The organism is Rheinheimera tilapiae, assembly GCF_042432165.1.
GTDB classification, from domain to species: domain Bacteria; phylum Pseudomonadota; class Gammaproteobacteria; order Enterobacterales; family Alteromonadaceae; genus Pararheinheimera; species Pararheinheimera tilapiae.
Map to the genome: position 1 here is coordinate 444,581 of NZ_JBHLXP010000001.1, position 17,076 is coordinate 461,656.

At 50.1% G+C, this 17,076-nt stretch carries 17 protein-coding genes; 14 read left to right on the top strand and 3 right to left on the bottom strand.

Annotation, left to right across the window (positions count from 1 at the left end; all coding sequences use genetic code 11):
* Positions 1-70 precede the first annotated feature (70 nt).
* The 10 genes from ACFFJP_RS01965 (at position 71) to ACFFJP_RS02010 (ending at position 5,557) form a co-directional block, all read left to right on the top strand.
* Entirely contained in the window at positions 71-334 is a 264-nt protein-coding gene (locus ACFFJP_RS01965; protein ID WP_377239925.1) for a hypothetical protein, read from the top strand.
* Positions 335-396: 62 nt separating this feature from the next.
* Entirely contained in the window at positions 397-645 is a 249-nt protein-coding gene (locus ACFFJP_RS01970; protein WP_377239927.1) for a hypothetical protein, read from the top strand.
* Positions 646-1,169: 524 nt separating this feature from the next.
* A complete protein-coding gene (locus ACFFJP_RS01975; RefSeq protein WP_377239929.1) occupies positions 1,170-1,559 on the top strand; it encodes a GFA family protein in 390 nt (129 codons plus the stop codon).
* Between the two features lie 181 nt (positions 1,560-1,740).
* Positions 1,741-1,998: a type II toxin-antitoxin system Phd/YefM family antitoxin gene (locus ACFFJP_RS01980; protein WP_233010640.1), complete on the top strand. Its 258-nt coding sequence runs from the start codon at positions 1,741-1,743 to the stop codon at positions 1,996-1,998.
* Positions 1,986-2,288 (top strand): type II toxin-antitoxin system RelE/ParE family toxin, encoded by a 303-nt coding sequence (locus ACFFJP_RS01985; protein ID WP_377239931.1) that lies wholly within the window; start codon positions 1,986-1,988, stop codon positions 2,286-2,288. The genes ACFFJP_RS01980 and ACFFJP_RS01985 overlap by 13 nt, the downstream gene beginning before the upstream one ends.
* A gap of 87 nt (positions 2,289-2,375) precedes the next feature.
* Positions 2,376-2,747, top strand: a complete 372-nt coding sequence (locus tag ACFFJP_RS01990; RefSeq protein WP_377239933.1) for a nuclear transport factor 2 family protein — start codon at positions 2,376-2,378, stop codon at positions 2,745-2,747.
* Positions 2,748-2,852: 105 nt separating this feature from the next.
* Complete coding sequence (locus ACFFJP_RS01995; RefSeq protein ID WP_377239935.1) at positions 2,853-3,164, top strand: hypothetical protein; 312 nt, start codon at positions 2,853-2,855, stop codon at positions 3,162-3,164.
* A 704-nt stretch (positions 3,165-3,868) separates the two neighbouring features.
* A complete protein-coding gene (locus tag ACFFJP_RS02000) occupies positions 3,869-4,447 on the top strand; it encodes a pyridoxine/pyridoxamine 5'-phosphate oxidase (RefSeq protein ID WP_377239937.1) in 579 nt (192 codons plus the stop codon).
* A 127-nt stretch (positions 4,448-4,574) separates the two neighbouring features.
* Positions 4,575-4,991: an ACT domain-containing protein gene (locus tag ACFFJP_RS02005; RefSeq protein WP_377239939.1), complete on the top strand. Its 417-nt coding sequence runs from the start codon at positions 4,575-4,577 to the stop codon at positions 4,989-4,991.
* Entirely contained in the window at positions 4,988-5,557 is a 570-nt protein-coding gene (locus ACFFJP_RS02010; RefSeq protein WP_377239941.1) for a VOC family protein, read from the top strand. The genes ACFFJP_RS02005 and ACFFJP_RS02010 overlap by 4 nt, the downstream gene beginning before the upstream one ends.
* Positions 5,558-5,668: 111 nt before the next feature.
* Here ACFFJP_RS02010 and ACFFJP_RS02015 read toward each other — a convergent pair whose 3' ends face one another.
* Positions 5,669-6,901 carry a helix-turn-helix transcriptional regulator gene (locus ACFFJP_RS02015; RefSeq protein ID WP_377239943.1) on the bottom strand — a complete coding sequence of 411 codons (1,233 nt, stop codon included), beginning with the start codon at positions 6,899-6,901 and terminating at the stop codon, positions 5,669-5,671.
* A 79-nt stretch (positions 6,902-6,980) separates the two neighbouring features.
* Between ACFFJP_RS02015 and ACFFJP_RS02020 the strand changes: the two genes are divergently transcribed.
* Both ACFFJP_RS02020 and ACFFJP_RS02025 read left to right on the top strand, forming a co-directional pair.
* Positions 6,981-7,124, top strand: coding sequence for a hypothetical protein (locus ACFFJP_RS02020; RefSeq protein WP_377239945.1), 144 nt, complete (start codon positions 6,981-6,983; stop codon positions 7,122-7,124).
* Positions 7,125-7,141: 17 nt separating this feature from the next.
* Entirely contained in the window at positions 7,142-7,981 is an 840-nt protein-coding gene (locus ACFFJP_RS02025) for a DUF2306 domain-containing protein (RefSeq protein WP_377239947.1), read from the top strand.
* 23 nt (positions 7,982-8,004) lie between these two features.
* On the opposite strand, the gene ACFFJP_RS02030 is transcribed toward ACFFJP_RS02025, so the two are convergent.
* Positions 8,005-9,468 carry a high affinity choline transporter 1 gene (locus ACFFJP_RS02030; protein ID WP_377239949.1) on the bottom strand — a complete coding sequence of 488 codons (1,464 nt, stop codon included), beginning with the start codon at positions 9,466-9,468 and terminating at the stop codon, positions 8,005-8,007.
* A gap of 353 nt (positions 9,469-9,821) precedes the next feature.
* Between ACFFJP_RS02030 and ACFFJP_RS02035 the strand changes: the two genes are divergently transcribed.
* Together ACFFJP_RS02035 and ACFFJP_RS02040 are read left to right on the top strand one after the other, a co-directional pair.
* A complete protein-coding gene (locus tag ACFFJP_RS02035) occupies positions 9,822-11,267 on the top strand; it encodes a Na+/H+ antiporter NhaC family protein (protein ID WP_377239951.1) in 1,446 nt (481 codons plus the stop codon).
* 224 nt (positions 11,268-11,491) lie between these two features.
* Positions 11,492-13,726, top strand: a complete 2,235-nt coding sequence (locus ACFFJP_RS02040) for a winged helix-turn-helix domain-containing protein (protein ID WP_377239953.1) — start codon at positions 11,492-11,494, stop codon at positions 13,724-13,726.
* Between the two features lie 60 nt (positions 13,727-13,786).
* On the opposite strand, the gene ACFFJP_RS02045 is transcribed toward ACFFJP_RS02040, so the two are convergent.
* A complete protein-coding gene (locus ACFFJP_RS02045) occupies positions 13,787-16,606 on the bottom strand; it encodes a TonB-dependent receptor (RefSeq protein WP_377239955.1) in 2,820 nt (939 codons plus the stop codon).
* Between the last annotated feature and the right edge of the window lie 470 nt (positions 16,607-17,076).

The window sequence follows — 17,076 nt, forward strand, 5'->3', positions numbered from 1 at the left end:
GGGTTTAAAGCGTGCGTTTTGCCGTTGATTAATATGTTAAATGCTATTTCGAGTTCCGCATATGAGAACCATGACATTCTGGTTATTAGTTGCAGTAGGTTTGTTTTTTACTATCGTCATTGGCGCGGACGGGATTTATGTCGGTTTATTCGCAAGTCACCCGGAGTTAAATCAATATCCTTGGGGTACTGAACAAGGTTGGCAGTACTTAAACAAGCAAAACTACATGTACTCTGCACTATTAAAAACAGCTGCTTCATGGTTACCGCTTATCATGTTGTTGTTAGTTAGGCATTTAACAAGGCGCGGCACTCGCGGCCTACGGCCGCAGTGACGCCAAACGCGCTGCGCGGTTTGCCGCACGTGCGCTTATAGTTATGTACTAGGTGCTAAAGGTTGGAACTGAATACATTAAGAAAAATTCAGCGAATAATCGCAGTAGTTTTTGTTCTTTTGCTTGCGTTGTTTTTTGCTGCTTTATACAGAATGAATACTTGTGGTTATGACTGCGGCATGTTTTCGCTGGCATTTGGTGGCGCTACTGTTATTTACTACTTGCTTTCTTTCTGGTTAGGTATCATTTCATTTGCAATCTTAGTTGGTGTTAGTGTTTATATTTTTATAAAGCCAACTTTCAAAGGCTAATTTAATAAAAACATTGCTGTTTCAAACGTACATAACAAGCAAATGTTAATCGCCCACGCTGCGCGGCTTTCCGCGCTAAATTTGGTAGTTATAAGGCTAGAGAAGCATGAGTGACGAATATAAGTTCGTTGAGTGCTGCACACACGGCAAACAACAAGCAACATACGTGTGCCAACACATCGTGCAAACCCTGAGAGACGGGAAGCCTAGGGGCTTTTGGTCAGCAGAGCTGGAGCAGGGAAACGAGCGTCCAGACTCTTGGTGCACTGCCTGCGAAGATAAGGTTAATAGCTTAGGCGGAGCGTGGAATGATGAGTCGGAAGCATTTGCTGGTGTAACGTTGCTATGTGGCGCCTGCTACGATCGCGCAAAAGAATTAAATAGAAAAATATCGTAATCGTGCAAAAGCCTTATAACAAGTCGCTCAACCTCGATCGCTGCGCTCACTGGACTCGCAAAAGCTACGCTTTTGCTCGCCGGTTAGCTTAATCGTTATACCGCTTGTTCATCTTAGAGGATGTTTCATGGAAGGAAGTTGTAACTGTAAGAGTGTTCAATTTAGTTCATCGGATGAGATCAGAGCTATCGTTAATTGTCACTGTAATCTTTGCCGAAAAATGAATGGAAGTGCATTTTCATCATACGTAGTTGTTGCAGAAGAAGGCTTTATTTTAAAGAGTGGTGTATTGAAAACAGTGCAAGTATCAGAAAACGCATCCAAAATTTTCTGCGATCATTGCGGTACGCCAATATACAATCAAAATCCTAAACTTGCTGGCCTAAAAATTTTATATTTGGGTTCAATAGACAACGCTCCGAATCTTAAACCTGCAATCAATATTTATTGTGAGTCACAACTTCAGTGGGTTAATCAAATCGCTACATTACCCAACTTTGAGCAAGGTGTGGTGTAGCGGTATAACAAACCGCTGTAGACGCAAGCGGAGCTTGCTGGGACAAAACACGTGGGCTGTCCTCGCTTCGCTCGATATTATAGCCCACGTATTTTTGCCCCTAAGCGGGGTGTTAGCTAGAATTGCCTTCCCCATAAAGTGATACTATAGTGCCACTTTAAAGTTAGCACAGGGTGACCGCATGAAAGTTGAGCTAGTGACGAATCTAAAGCGCCAAGCTACAAAGATTCTGGCAGATCTGCACTTATCGAAAGAGCCCGTATTGATTACGGAGCATGGTCAGCCATCTGCATACCTTGTTGATGTGCAAGATTATGAATTCATGCAGCGTCGGCTTGCGCTGCTTGAGGGGCTCGCCCGGGGAGAGCGCGCTGTACTTGAGGGAAGAACGTATAGCCAAAGTGAGGCCAAAGAGAAAATGAGTAAATGGCTGAAGTAATCTGGACAGAGCCAGCCCTGCAAGAACTGGATGCCATTGCGGAGTATATTGCTTTGGACAATCCTGCTGCCGCAAGCGATCTCGTGAAGGCCGTTTTCGATAAGACTGCGCGTTTGGAGAATTTCCCCAAATCCGGGCGGATTCCGCCTGAGCTACCAGATTCGGTATACAGAGAGGTCGTGGTGCCGCCGTGTCGCATTTTTTATCGTGAGGATGAGCAGCGGGTTTTGGTCCTCTTTGTCATGCGAGAGGAGCGACAGCTTCGTGCGTTCATGCTTGAAAACAGCTAAAAATCTGCGTCATTCGTGGCCTGCGGCCGCAGCGACGCTCACAAGTTCGCGCGCATGCGCCGGTCGTTAGTCCGTTTTGGAGCTCCTGTGGAAGATTTAAAAACTATATTGATTGAGCTTGAGGAGCGACTTTTTCAGCCTGATGTTCGAAGCTCTTCAACTGCGCTTTCTAAATTAATTTCCGACGATTTCATTGAGGTTAATGCTTCAGGATTGCGATTTGGTAAGGTTAACGTTTTGGAGCGTTTACCAACTGAAATTGCCTCTGAGATAACTGCGAGAGATTATGAGTTGCGAATGCTTGGTTTAGATTGTGCTCAGTTATTATACAAAGCAGAAGTGTTAAAAAATGAACAACTATCACCAACTTATTCGCATAGGTGTTCCATCTGGCGGCGGAGTTCGAGCGGTCAGTGGCAAATGATTTATCATCAAGGGACAACATGCACTCCGCTCTAGTTTATTGCCCTAACAATCTTTACCAAAACGCCACTGCGTGGCCAGGCTCGCAACAAGTTGCCCGCGTTTGTGGTGGGCGTTATGTTTCTGTGGATACGCCGAAAGATGCGCAGCAAAACTTTCTTTAGGTCCAAATACATAGCCACTGTTATTTCCATTTTTAGTTTGGTTGCATTTGGTTTCTATTCAAACGAAGCGCGTAAAGAAGTGTATTTTATTTGTGGAAACTATGGCACGGGTGATTCTTTGGAGCATGTTGTTAAACAGTTGAATACTGTTAACTTGTCTGAATACAAAGTAGAAAACGTTGAGCAAGGGAAGCGAATTACTCATAGTAGTAAACTAAATTTTCATCTGGTTGGATGCAATATTCAATTCACCCCTGAAGAGAAGGTAGTTTCTGTTTCATATGGCTAATCATAACCAGGCGCGGTACTCGCGGTCTTCGGTCGCAGCGACGCTCACCAGTGCGCGCGCATGCGCACGGCGTTAGCAAAAATCTTAAATTTTGAATCTTGTGATAAGGAGAATCTAAAAATGGCGCAAAGTGAATCGTCGCAAGCTTTTCGTAAGTACTTTGTCTACGGCACTGTCTTTGGTGTAGCCGTTACCTTGATTGTTTGGTATTCACTCAAATTTTTTAAATAAAACATTAGGTTATGTTTGTTGCTAACAAACGGCAACACCGCGCGCGCTCGGCGGCGGGCTCGACAAGACTAACTCGCCTGTGTGGCGGCAGTTATCATTAAAAGGAAAAACAAAAAATGGATGTGTCATCGTTTCCAATCGTTCCGTTGATTATTATTGTCGTGATCTGTGTCCTTCTACTTTTGCAAAATTTTGCGAAGAAAAATGGTTACTTTGTAAAGGTTGAATATTCTAAACCCAAGCGGTTGTTTTGGGCTGTGCTGATATCTTTAATAGTCGCGAGTAATAGTGTTGTTTTTGGGAATGTGTATTTTATTTTACTGGCTGTTGCTATTGGTTTTTATTTGTATTTTTTCAAACAATATTATGTAATTAAGCCCAAATAATGCGAATGCGGCGCGGCAACCTTCTACTGCAGCGACGCTCAATGCGTTTGGTTCGGTTATAGTTACACCTGAATGAGATTGAGGCTTATGGGCAACCCGATTATTCAATTTGAACGTTGGTGGCAGGCAGCGTTGGCTGATAGTCCTTTGCAGCAAAAAAATGCAGTCTGCGTTTCCACCATTGATGAAAATGGTTTTCCGTCGGGCAGGTTTGTCGATTTAAAAGCGGTAAGTGATACAGGCTTTGTTTTTTGCACCTATTTTGATTCAGCCAAAGGCCGGCATATTTCGCAACAGCCAAAAACTGCAATGACAATCTGGTGGGACCACGTTGGTTATCAAATCCGCATTGTTGGTGTCACTCACTTGATATCTGATGCTGAGGCGGATTATTTTTGGCAAAGCCGCAGCAGAAGTGCCCAGTTAACCACGACGGCTTTTTCACAAAGTGAACCACTAAACTCTGAACATGAGTTGAGCACTCGGCTTGAAGAGTCATCTGCACATTATGCTGACCGACCGGTTCCCCGACCAAAAAATTGGGGTGGTTACCGTATCAAGCCCATTTCAATTGAGTTTCTCACGTTTCGGGAAAGCCGCTTACATCTCAGAGAGTTATTTGAAATCAAAGGCGATGGCTGGGTAAAGCAACTACTTCAGCCTTGAAGGTATCACCATCGGTGTATTGAGGGCTGCGGCACACACTACATTTGGGGCATGTGCGGGGCGTTAGTCTCATTGTCACTGGAAATCATGTTGCTGATTGCGAGAATGTCTGGAATAGGAGTGTCTGATGCCACCGATTAGCGACCTTGCCACGCTACTGCGTAGCCTCCAGCCTGAACTGCACGAGGGCATCTTCGTGTTTGCTACGCTCGGTCCGGGTCAGCAGGTTGACCTTGCCGAACTGGTCGCGATGGTGCGCGAACCTGAAGGCGTGTCGGTGGTTGTCGCCGAGCAGGTTGCAAGGCGGCTTGGGCTCAATGCGATGTTCCGCTGCGGCTGGATCACCCTGACGGTGAATTCCGATCTGCAGGCGGTCGGGCTCACCGCCGCATTCTCCACTGCGCTTGGCCATGCCGGAATTAGCTGTAACGTGGTGGCTGGCGCGAATCACGACCACATTTTCGTGCCGATTGAACGGGCCGCTGAGGCGATGGCGGTGCTGCAACGTCTGCAACAAACTGACCTGGCGCAGGAGGCCAGATGACGCGGAACACCGCATTCAAGCGTTGGTCTCGCCGCGCTAGGCTGCGCTGGAACATGCATACAACATCACTGTTCCGCTTGATAAAAATGTCGTGCCGCGACGCAACCAAAAGCGAAGCGCTGCTGGTGGTCGTGGCCTGTATGGCGCTCCAGCTAGCAGCATGTTCAACCTATCAGAGGCAAGAGATGGTACAGAAACAGAACCCGGCACTGTATTTTGAGATCCCGGTTAACGACATGACACGCGCCATGGCTTTTTATGCAACAGTGTTCGGTTTTGATTTTGAGCTTGAAGAGATCCACGGCAATCAGATGGCGTTCATGCCGTTTGCAGTTGATGGTAGCGGCATCAGCGGTGCCCTGGCGAAGGGCGAGATTTATAAACCGACCGTCAATGGCACTCTCATCTATCTGCACACTGCCAGTATTGATAACACGCTCAACGCGGCGCAATTGGCCGGCGCGAAAGTGCTGTTCCCGAAAACTAAAGCTGGCGACCATGTCTATGTCGCGGAAATCGAAGACAGTGAAGGCAACCGCATTGGGCTGATGGAGCCGTTGGAATAACCCATTCTTGCTTCTTGCAGAAGTGACCATGCAGAGTTTCAGCGGCAGCAATTGCCAGCCGATTGTCATAATCAGGCGCAGCAGTGAACTGCAGCCGTCTTTTTCACACCATCAAGAATGCACCCAATCGGCCAGCACGGCCGGCTCGCGCTGTTTCAGCCGGTATTCGTTCGGCGTGTCGCCGGTCTGGGTTTTAAATGCGCGGGTGAAAGGGCCGACGGAGGCAAAACCGCTTTCCAGCCCGACCACCAGCACTGGCCAATGCTGTTTGGTGGGATCTGCCAGCAGTGATTTGGCGTGTTCTATCCGTAAGGTGTTGATGAAGTTATTAAAATTACTGGCATGCAACTGGCTGCGGATCAGCCGGCTGACGCGGTATTCCGGCACCTGCAGCTGCTGCGCAACATCGGTCAGGCGTAAGTTGGCCTGCAGGTAGAGTTTCTCCTGAAACAGCAGCAGCTGTAGCTGTGCGAAAAGCGCCAGATCGGCTTGGCTCAGCGCCGTGGTGCCCGTGGCGTCGCTGCTGGCTGCCGTTGGCAGGGCTGGTTGTAGCTGTTGCTCTCGCTGTGTCTGTGTCTGTGTCTGTGTCTGTGCCTGTGCTTGCAGCTGTGTCTGAAGCGCTTGCTGCACTGAGTTCGCTATAGCTTGAGGTTGATGTTCCGGTTCAGCAGCCCCAGCTGACTCTGCAGTTGGCGCGGCAAAGCGCTGGCGGATCAACCATTGTGTCATGACCAGAATAGCCACAGCGGCGCCGGCACTTAGAACCTCCATTTGCAGCGCAGCGCCTTTGGCCGGCAACCAAATTTTGGCAATCACCGCGCACAGCGTCACAGCTGCGACAAAGGTGGCCAGAAACAGCTGGCGGTGCCGGCGCTCGGCACCTTGGGTCTGAGCGTAGCCCCGGCACGCTTCCCAGGCCGTCAGCATCAAAATCGTCGAGGAGAATAAATTCAGCAGCTCATTAACGATGACGCGGCTGGAGGTAAACAGCGGCTGGCCGGCGGGCCAAAGTTGTTGCAGCAAAGACAGCCCTTGCGAGGCCACAATCAACAGCGCAATGGAGCCTGCCACCAGCACGTGTTGCCAGTTGATAGCATGCTGTTTGCGAAACATGGCTCTGGACAATAACCAATAGCCGTTACAGGTCATGCAAATGCCCATGCCAACCAGATACTGATACAGGCCGAGGTCCGCGCCACCCAACCTTTTAATCGCCATCAGGCAAACAGAGCCGCAAAACGCCGCAAACAGCAGATGCACCAGTTGCTTTTGGCGGACCAATAACTGACTGCATAACAAAGCAAAACTAACGACGAGTAATAACAAATGAATGCTTTGGTGCATGGTGACAGTTCCTGAGCCCGCAGAAATTCGATGGTAACAGCTGGTTTTAGCGAGCGTCAAAGCAGAAGCCGCTGATTGGATGCACCGTACTGTTACAAAAGGTAACGGCGGTTCAGTGGCCGCTGATGTCGTCGATGAAAGCAATGAGCGCAAAAATCATAAGCCGAATTCCGAATCCGGCGCGATCAACGCCGCTGTTGCCGCCATGCTGCCTGAACATTAGTTACTTCAGGAGTTGTTATGACGACCTCATCCATTCGAAATCCCGCGCCGACACTGCGCCAGCCAGACCGTGCTGCGGCCCTGCTAAAAGGCAGTGTGTACAGCTGGTTTGTGCTGGCGCTGTGCGGCCAGTGGTTATTTGCCATCTACATCATGGCGCGCTATGGCTCGCCGCTGCTGAGTGGTGATTATCAAAGCGTCAATCAGGGCAATCATATTGGCGGTTATAAAGCGGGCGAAGGTTTTTACAATCTGATTTATTTCGGCCATATCCTGCCGGTCGTGCTGCTTGGGCTGGGTGGCATCCTGCAGTTTGTGCCCAAGATCCGTCAAAAAATGCCCAAGCTGCACCGCTGGAATGGCCGGATGTTTATGACGCTCGGCTTGAGCGGCGCCATCACCGGATTGTACTTAACCTGGGGCGCCGGCAACCGGCTGAGCGATTTGGGCGCGATGGGCATTACGCTGAATGGCTTGCTGATCCCGGTGGCGATTTTCTTCGCCTGGCGTTATGCCATCGCCCGCAATTTCACCGCGCATAAACGCTGGGCCGTGCATAGCTTTTTGCTGGTCAACGGCGTCTGGAGTTTCCGCTTATACCTGTATGGCTGGTTTGTATTGAACCAGGGGCCAAATGGCAATAGCAGTAAGCTGGACGGGCCGATGGACTTATTCTTCAGCTTTGCCTGTTATCTGCTGCCGATGGCCGTCGCCGAACTGGTTTTCTGGGCACAGCGCCAGCGCAGTGCCGCTGTGAAATGGGCAGTAGCCAGCCTGATGGTGCTGGGATGTCTCGTCACGTTCGGTGGCATTGCCGCCATTGGGTTTGTCAGCTGGGTACCGACGATTACTGGCTGAGGCCAGCCGGTGCCCAGTCCTTATCACAACGCACTATGACCATGCTCACCCCGGTGTAACTGGTCATGGACTTGGTGGTTGTGCGGCAGATATTGCGGCAACAAAGAGCCTATCAGCATGCCGGCCAAGCTGGCCAGAAAGCCGGCAAACTGTGGAGCTAGCAGCGGGTCTTTTGGTCCCAGCCAGATCATGCCCTGCCAGACCAGCAGACCGGCGCCAATCGCACACAGCGCGCCCTGATTACTGGCACGACGCCAGTACACACCAAAAGCCAAAGGCACAAAGGCGGTGACCAGCGTGACTTGATAAGCACTTTCGACCATGGCAAAAATCGACGCGTCGCTGTGCAGGGCATAAGCGAGCACTGCGCAACAAAATACAAAAGTGACCGCCTGCATCAGTCGCAGCAGCTGCCGGTCATTCAGCGGTGGTAATAACGGCCGCAGGATGTTTTCGGAAAAGGATACTGAAGGCGCCAGCAAGGTTGCTGAGGCACAGCCCTTAATGGCTGACAACAAAGCGCCAAAGAAGATCACCTGAGCGACAAAAGGCATTTGGTCCATGACAAACTGCGGCAGGATCAGCTGACTGTCGGTTTGCATCAGTCGCGCCACCATCTCGGGCTGCAACATGGTGGCAGCATAGGCAATAAATAGTGGAATAAAGGCAAAGAAGAAATAGCCAGTGCCACCGCAAATGGTTGCCCAGACAGCAATTTTTTCTGATTTTGCGCTTTGCACGCGTTGGAAAATATCTTGCTGCGGAATTGACCCCAGCATCATGGTTAACGATACGGCGACAAAGGCCAGCACTGCTTTTAAATCCCAGCTTGGCCAGAAAGTAAATTTGCCGGCGTCCGCCGCATGCTGCACCACGGTGGCCACGCCGCCAGCCATGTCCGCCACTTCACTGCTGATATATAACAGGCCAAGAATAATCACCACCATCTGGACCAGATCGGTGATGGCAACGGCCCACATACCACCGACCAGGGTATAAACCAGAATGGAACCAGCACCAATCCACATACCGAGTTCCTGACTGATCATCCCGCCAGAAACGACATTAAATACCAGCCCGAGCGCAGTGATTTGGGCGCCGACCCAGCCCAGATACGAAATCACAATAGCGAGCGAACAAAACACTTCGGCAGTACGGCCATAGCGGCGCTTATAGAAGTCACCAATGGTCAGTAAACGCATGCGGTATAAAGGCGCGGCGAAGAATAGCCCAACTAAAATCAGGCAAATCGAAGTACCAAAAGGGTCAGCAACGATAGAGCCAAGATTGCCGTCGAGGAAAGTGGCAGGGATGCCAAGCACGGCTTCAGAACCAAACCAGGTGGCAAAAACGGTGGCTGTGACCATGTAAAAGGGTAGGTGACGCCCGGCGACCGCGAAATCAGCGCTGGTATTGACCCGGCGTGCCGCCCAGAGCCCCAATAACACTGAGAAGATCCAATACGCAATGACCAGATTTAACAACATGGGCCGCCCCTTGTGCGCAGATTCATCAGCATAGTGTGCTGCTTAAAAGCACTAAACTGCAAATTTTATACATAAACAGAAGCTTATGAATGAAGAGTCCCCATTTTTTACAAGCTCAGCCGCAGCGTTTCCGAGAGATTGTTGCTGCACAGAATCTGAATCAAAGATTGAGTCAGCAGCATATTTTGTTATCATATCCGACCACAATTCCCGCTGAGTTGTGCAAACAAAAAAACAACAAAGGCAGCACGCAGGCGTCAATCTGCCAGAGCCCGAGTGAAATCTGACGACAAGCTGTCTGTTTGTCGTGGTGTTATTGACCAGTCACCTGGAGTTTTTGAAAGGAACCCCTGATGGATTCACCCAGTGCGTTAAGTTTAATCCCACCAATTGTGGTGATGGCGGTAGCAATTTGGTCGAAACGGCCAATTCTGTCGCTGGTAGTTGGTGCTGTAGCAGGTTTACTGCTGTTATCACCGGCCGACTCGTTTAATAATTTTGCCGAAATCTCGCTCAAAGTCATGCAGGACGAAACCATTGGCTGGTTAATTCTGGTCTGTGGTGGTTTTGGTGCTTTGATTTCGTTGCTGATCCACACCGGTGGCGCCCTGGCCTTTGGCCGTTTCGGCTCTCGCCTGGCGACCGGTCAGCGCTCGTCGATGTTTATGACCTTCATTCTGGGCTGTATCATCTTTATTGATGACTACCTCAATGCGCTGTCAGTTGGCGAAGCGATGAAGCGCGTCACGGACAAGTACAAGGTTTCCCGGCAGAAGCTGGCGTATATCGTCGATTCAACAGCTGCACCAATCTGCGTGATTATTCCGATCTCGACCTGGGCCGTGTTTTTTGGCGGCTTACTGGTTGATAACGGCATCGCGGAAAAAGGCAAAGGCATTGAGGTCTACATTCAGGCCATTCCGTACATGTTTTATGCATGGCTTGCCGTGTTGATGGTGATGCTGGTTGCGCTGAAAATCATTCCTGATATCGGGCCAATGAAAAAAGCTGAACTGGCGACTCAGGCCGGCACGCCGATTGATTGCGAGCTGGCGGCAGACGCCAAAAATATTGTGCAGGGCAGCCATGGACAACACCATGCGCAGCATGAAATGCCGCACCATACCAGCGACGAATATGCGGTACAGGCTATTGAGCAAGAGTTTGAACACTCGGATAAACAAGGCCAGTTGCATAATTTCGTGGTGCCAATGCTGGCGCTGATTGCCTTCACTATTTACTTCGATATCGACGTGCTCAAAGGCGTCATTGCGACTTTGCTGCTGATTATTCCTTATTATTATTTCCAGAAACTGATGACGATCAGCGAAATGATGGAAGTGATGATGAACGGCTTTAAGACGATGTTGCCGGCGATTAGCACCGTCATCGCTGCGTTTATTTTCAAAGACGTCTGCGACAAAATCATGCTGCCGCAGTATGTCATCGAGAACCTGACGCCTTACATGAACGCAACCATGTTACCGGCGCTGGTGTTTGTGGCGATGGCGTTATTGTCGTTCGCGACGGGCTCAAGCTGGGGTATTTTCGCCGTGTCGATTCCGATTGTGATGCCACTGGCCACTGCGGTAAATGCCGACATTCCGCTGGTGATTGGTGCGCTGTTATCTGCGGCGTCTTTCGGTTCGCAGGCTTGTTTCTACAGCGATTCGACGGTGCTGGCGGCACAGGGTTCAGGTTGTAATCTGATCTCGCACGCAGTGACACAACTGCCGTATTGCCTGATTGCCGCAGCATTGGCCTTTGCCGGCTTTATCGGTCTGGCTGCAATGGGCTGATATCAGCCCAGTTGCTAAAAACCGCCGGGAGTGGTTTTTAGCAACGCAATGGGCCCGCTTGCATAGTGGCTACCATGGATAGCAGTGCATGAAAAACCACATCTGGTTGTTTTTCAGTCGCTGCTATCTTGTCCAATATGTTTGACAAAGCAAATCCCTAAATGCAACATCAGCCACAATTTTGATCCTGCTGGTTTTTACCCGGACCTATCTCCACACCAACCATGAACAGCACTACAGATCCTACGCCATCGACGCCGACCAGTATTCGTATTGGGTTAGTCGTATTGGATCCATTCTGTCGTACGCTCTGCCGGGATGAACAGCGGCTGCATATTGAGCCGAAGATTTTTAATGTCTTGTGGTTAATGGTCCACAGCCCCAATCAGCAGGTTAGCCGCGAACAGCTCATTCAGGGGATCTGGCAGCAGCGAGTGGTGAGCGACAGTGTGATCCACCGGGTGTTCTCACAGTTACGCAAACAGTTCGCTATTCTCGATGATTCTCAGGACTACATCCAAACTATTGCAAAAGTAGGGTACCGGCTGGTTGCCAAAATCGAGCCCATTGTCCCGTCAACAGAGAATAACCATCGCAGCACGCTGTCGCATGACTCTGCCGATCGTGGGGCCGATGAGCTGGAAGACGCTGCGCTCGCTGCCGTTGGGAGGGCTGGGCATGCTGACGACAGCACCCGGACTTCCGATGGAAAAGCGCCGCTATTCAGACCATTTTGGCAGTATCCTGCGATCCTGCTGGGATTGGCTTTTTTTAGCGCGGCCGGATATTGGTTAATGACCGGCGCCAACGGTTCTGCTGAAACGGCGTCGGCGTCTTTCGTTCAACAGTTTCCCCTGACCAGTCATCAGGGCAGTGAAACGCACATCAGTACTGACCGCAGCGGACAAGTGCAGTTGTATCTGCAACAAAGTCAGTCGAATCAGGCGGTCTTATGGCGGCATCAGGCTGGTCAGCATCAGCAGTTGTTACCAGCGTTAGAGGGGCTGCGTTTCGCCATGTTGTCGCCGGATGGCACACAAGCTGTTCTTGTGACGCAGACAGAACTACCGTCAGAAACATGCCAGGTCCTTTTAGCGACATTGAATTCCACACCGATTGGATTGAAAACATTGTTGACCTGCGCGAGCGACGGTCATTTCCGAATGCAATGGCGGGCTGACAGCCGTGGTTTTTATTTTCGCCAGCGCGTGGACAAAACCCAGCCATACAGCACTTTCTATATGGACCTCATCTCCGGTCAGCCACAACAGATTTCCTTGCCGGCGGCTTATGTGACGAACGGTGATATCGCTGCAGCGCCATCGCCCGACCACCGGCAACTGGCGATTGCACACTATAAAACAGTCACGCAGACTGAATTACAGTTTTGGCGGGTCCCGTCATATCAGCGCCAGTACAGCCATCAGGTGGATTTGGCCGTACGGCAATTGCATTGGCTGGATCCCGATCATTTACTGTTGGTTACTGATAAAAACGTCTACAGGTACAATATTCCAACTCAGACTCACCAGTTGGTGTTGGCCGAGAAAAACTATATTAATAGCCTGGCCGTTAGTGAATCGCGTTGGTTTGTCGGCCTGAGCGAGCAAAACACTGATATTTTACGTGTTACCTTGCCGCAATCCTGTGAAGCCGGCGAACGACAGGCTGCGATTGCGGCTGCCATACCTGTGGTACAAAGTTCCAAAATGGACCTGTTACCCCGCATTAGCCCGGATGGCCACTCACTGGCATTTTTATCTGACCGCATGGGTGTTTTTAGCATGTGGCTGAAACCGTTAGCTGCGGATGGTCAGGATTTGAAGCTGTCAGAAGCCGCCTTACCAAGTTTGCCAGCTGAGCAACATTTTTTGCGTTTTAGCTGGGCACCCGATAGCGAACAAATCGTATATAGCCAGGGTGACGCGCTTTATGTGCAACGGATTGGCCATTCGATGCCAGAGTTGTTATTACCGGCCAGTGCAAAGGCATACAGCGCCAACTGGGCAGCGGATGGCCACAGTGTGATTTTTGGCAGTACGCAATCCGGGGATTGGCAGTTATGGCAGTATCAACCGGCCAATCAGCAGTTAAAGCAATTAACGACTGATGGTGGTTACAATGGATATCTGATCGGTAACAGATTGATTTTCAGTAAATTTAATCAACCCGGTCTCTATCAGAAATTGCTTGATAGCGCAAAAGAAGAGCTGTTACTGGTCGATTTTAGTGTGACCAATTGGCTGAACTGGCAGATTGTGGGTGACCAGCTGTATTACTTCAAAGCGGGCTTTGGTGTGATGCGTTACCATTTGGTCACTGGACGTCAGGAATGTGTATTTCCGGAAGGATCCGGTTTCGTCGACCAGTACAGTGTGCAGGGTTCTTACCTTTATTTTGTCAATGCCCATCAAGTGCAGGGCGATATCTACTGGTTGGCCCCTCCCATTCGTGACTAAACAGTCAAAAAGTGCGGCAGCATCAGACTGCCGCACAGATCACTTCATCAGCCAAAGCTATCAGAAGCTATAGTCAACACCCAGATAGAAGGTGCGACCAAACGCATCGGTATAGCGGTGATCATAGCCAGTCTGGTGACCTTGACCGCCGCGTAATGACAGCGGAGGTGCAACGTCTGTCAGGTTATTGATACCAAAGGTTAAGACTGTATTTTCAATACCTTTGTACGAGGTTTGATAGTTCACCGTCGAATAAGATGGAACGGCCAGCTGGATAGCAACACCGGCACCACCGGTACCGCCTAACCGAACTTCGCGGCTGGCAGCAGTAATTGCACGGTCTTCATAACCTGAACGGTAGCTCAGGATCACCGAGTGGCTAAAATCGCCATGCTGTAAGCTATTTGTCCACTTCGCAATAGTGCGGAAGTCCACAGCCTGGTTCGCACCAAAACGGCCTAAGCTGCTGATCCAGTCATCGGTTGTACCCGGACGGGTGTATTCTTTTTGCAGCAAATAGGTACCGGCAAAACTGGTGGTCCAACGACCAAATGACAGGTCATGCCCGACCATCAGGTCCCAGTCAACACCGCGGGTAATGGATTTACCAACGTTCACCGAACTACGTAAAATTGCCAGCTCAGTGCGGCCTGTGGCTAGATTGGTATTTGGCAGGAACCGGTCGTAATAGCGGGCAGCATCAGCAAAAATCTGTGCTTCTGTCAGACCGGTGACCAGGTTTTCCATGTTAATACGCCAGTAATCCAGCGCCAAGCTGAAGTCTTTTGACGGTGCATAGACGAAGCCATAAGCGAATTGTTCAGAAGTTTCCGGCTTCAGCGCAGGGCTACCCTGCGTAAACACGGTGTATTGCGAACGGGTTGATAAACACCAGGCGGCTTTTGGATCATTGGCGGCAAAAGGACAATCGTAAGAACCACCGGTCACGCCGGCCGGTACGCGTGGCTGCGCAATGTCTAACATCGATGGTGCTTTGAAGCCTGTACCTGCAGAACCACGTAATAACAGGTCATCTGTTGCCTGATATTTCAATGACATCTTGTAGGTGACGTCAGACATATCGTCGTTGACGGTGAAACCTGATGAGCCTTTAATCGGGAAACCTGCGGCATTGTAGGTTGAACCGTTGTAAACAGCACCGATACTGTCATAACGGACTGCCGCAGACAGTTCCATCCCTTCCATGACCGGAACTATGGCTTCTGAGAACAGGCCATAGGAATCCCGGTCCAGATCGTAAGCGGTGTCACGGCCGAGGAACAGAATCTTTTCCTGTTCATTCGCATCAGCGATTTTGTTGCTGTAATCCATTTTGCGGTATTCAGCACCGGTACCGATGTACACCTGACCTGCCGGCAATTCAAAGACTGGCATCGACGCTTTGAGGTCAACAGCCTGCATCGTGGTCTTGTCGTTGGTCCACTCACCGTTGTAAACCGTCTTCATCAGGGCATCACGGTTGGCAGTACTTAACTTGTCTGGTGTGGTGAAAATATCGATAGTGCCTGAACGCATCAGGTTGACGAAGTCATCACGCAGTAACCAACCGCCAACAAAGTTCTGAGTTGAATCGTTGATCGAGTAGGTGTAACCACCTGAGTAATCAAGATCACCGCTGACACCTTCAAAGCCCAGGACCAGATTGGTTGCCTTGTTGTTCCACTCGGTAGCACGGGTACCGACCGGTAGTGCGCGCCAGCGGGCATTGACGCCGGTCACAGTGGCTCTTTGTGCCGGTGTCAGGTTTGGCATAATCCATTGCTGAACAACCGGCGATGTCAGTGGTAGCGGGAAATAGCCGGTTGGGTAAGGCGCAACGCGGTTGGTTTCCGAATAATCAGTGGCATTAAAGTTAGCAAATACGCGGAAATCATCAGTCACTTTGAATAGTGAATTGATCATTAAGTTATCGCGCACACTTTCCGGGAATACTTCAATCGTCGAGGTAAAGTCCCACGAGCACTCAGTGCCTTCAGCAAAGGTATCTTGCGGGCAACCGCCGTTAGTGCGGGCATACGGGCTAAAGACGAGTGGCGTATTGGAGCCTGACAAGAACACCTGAGCATTGGCTGGAATGCCGTTTGGCGAACCAGCGACAAATGTATAGTCCGTTTCATTGTAACGGAATGGAATAATGCCTGACTTAGCAAACTTACGATCGGTTGATTTCAGCTGCGCCTGATCATCGCGGGACACTGACACCAAAACGTTGTAGCCATCGGCATCAAAATCACCAAAACCGGCGGAAGCTGAGATGTTGTTGCTTTCGCCACCGGTTTCCTGTGGCTTATTGTAACGGGCGCTCAGGTTGAAGCCTTGCATGTCAGACTTGGTAATAAAGTTGACGACCCCGGCAATCGCATCAGAACCATAAATGGCAGACGCACCATCCGTTAATACTTCAATGCGTTCAATAGCGGCCAATGGAATCGAGTTTAAGTCGATGGTACTGCCTGACCCCCTTGGTGCTAAACGGCGACCATTGAGCAGGACTAATGTGTATTCAGAACCAAGGCCACGTAATGACGCTGTTTTTTGACCGCCACCGCCACCGCCCACGGACTGAGCGGCAACTGTGAAACCTTGCATTGCCGGTAAGCTCTGAATTAACTCGCCAGCCGAAGTAAGACCTGTTTTATCAATATCTTCACGGTTCATCACCTGAACAGGTAATGCCCCTTCCATATCTGTCCGTTTAATACTGGAACCAGTCACCTGGATACGTTCAACGTCTTTTTTATTGGTGGTTTCAGTCGTCTGTACGGCAGAAGCAGAGGACATAAAAGTTAACGCGGAAGCGGTAGTACCGAGTACGAGGGCCGTGCGGATTGATTTGTGTAACTTGTTTGCAATAAACATGCAGATTATCTCCGTCGATCACTAAAAAGTGATTCTCATTTTTGGATGTCAGCCCAGCAATCGATGGGCAGCAGACCACTGGCGTGTTTACGAATCAGCATCAGTACCGGGCTGACTCGCTGCACAGCACCCGGTAGCGGACTTTCCTTACCGCTAGCGGATGATGCGTGGCATAGAGACTGTGATCAACTGGCCTGCGCGACCATAAAAAAAATCGGAGGAAAACCTGATGATTTGCTGATGAATGTAAAAATAGCGTGAACCGATGCAGGTTGATGCGGCAAAAACCCATCAATCAAGCGGGTGGTATTCGCATTGTTTCTTCTGACTGGTAACTTTTTGTTAGCAAGTGCGGTTTCAGGCATTCAGGTGACAGAGGGGTTGGCAATCGGATAGAGCTGTATAGATATGGGGTCCAATCTTAACCGGTTATGCTGCGTGACCGCCGCAGCAATCGATAGCGCTGAAAT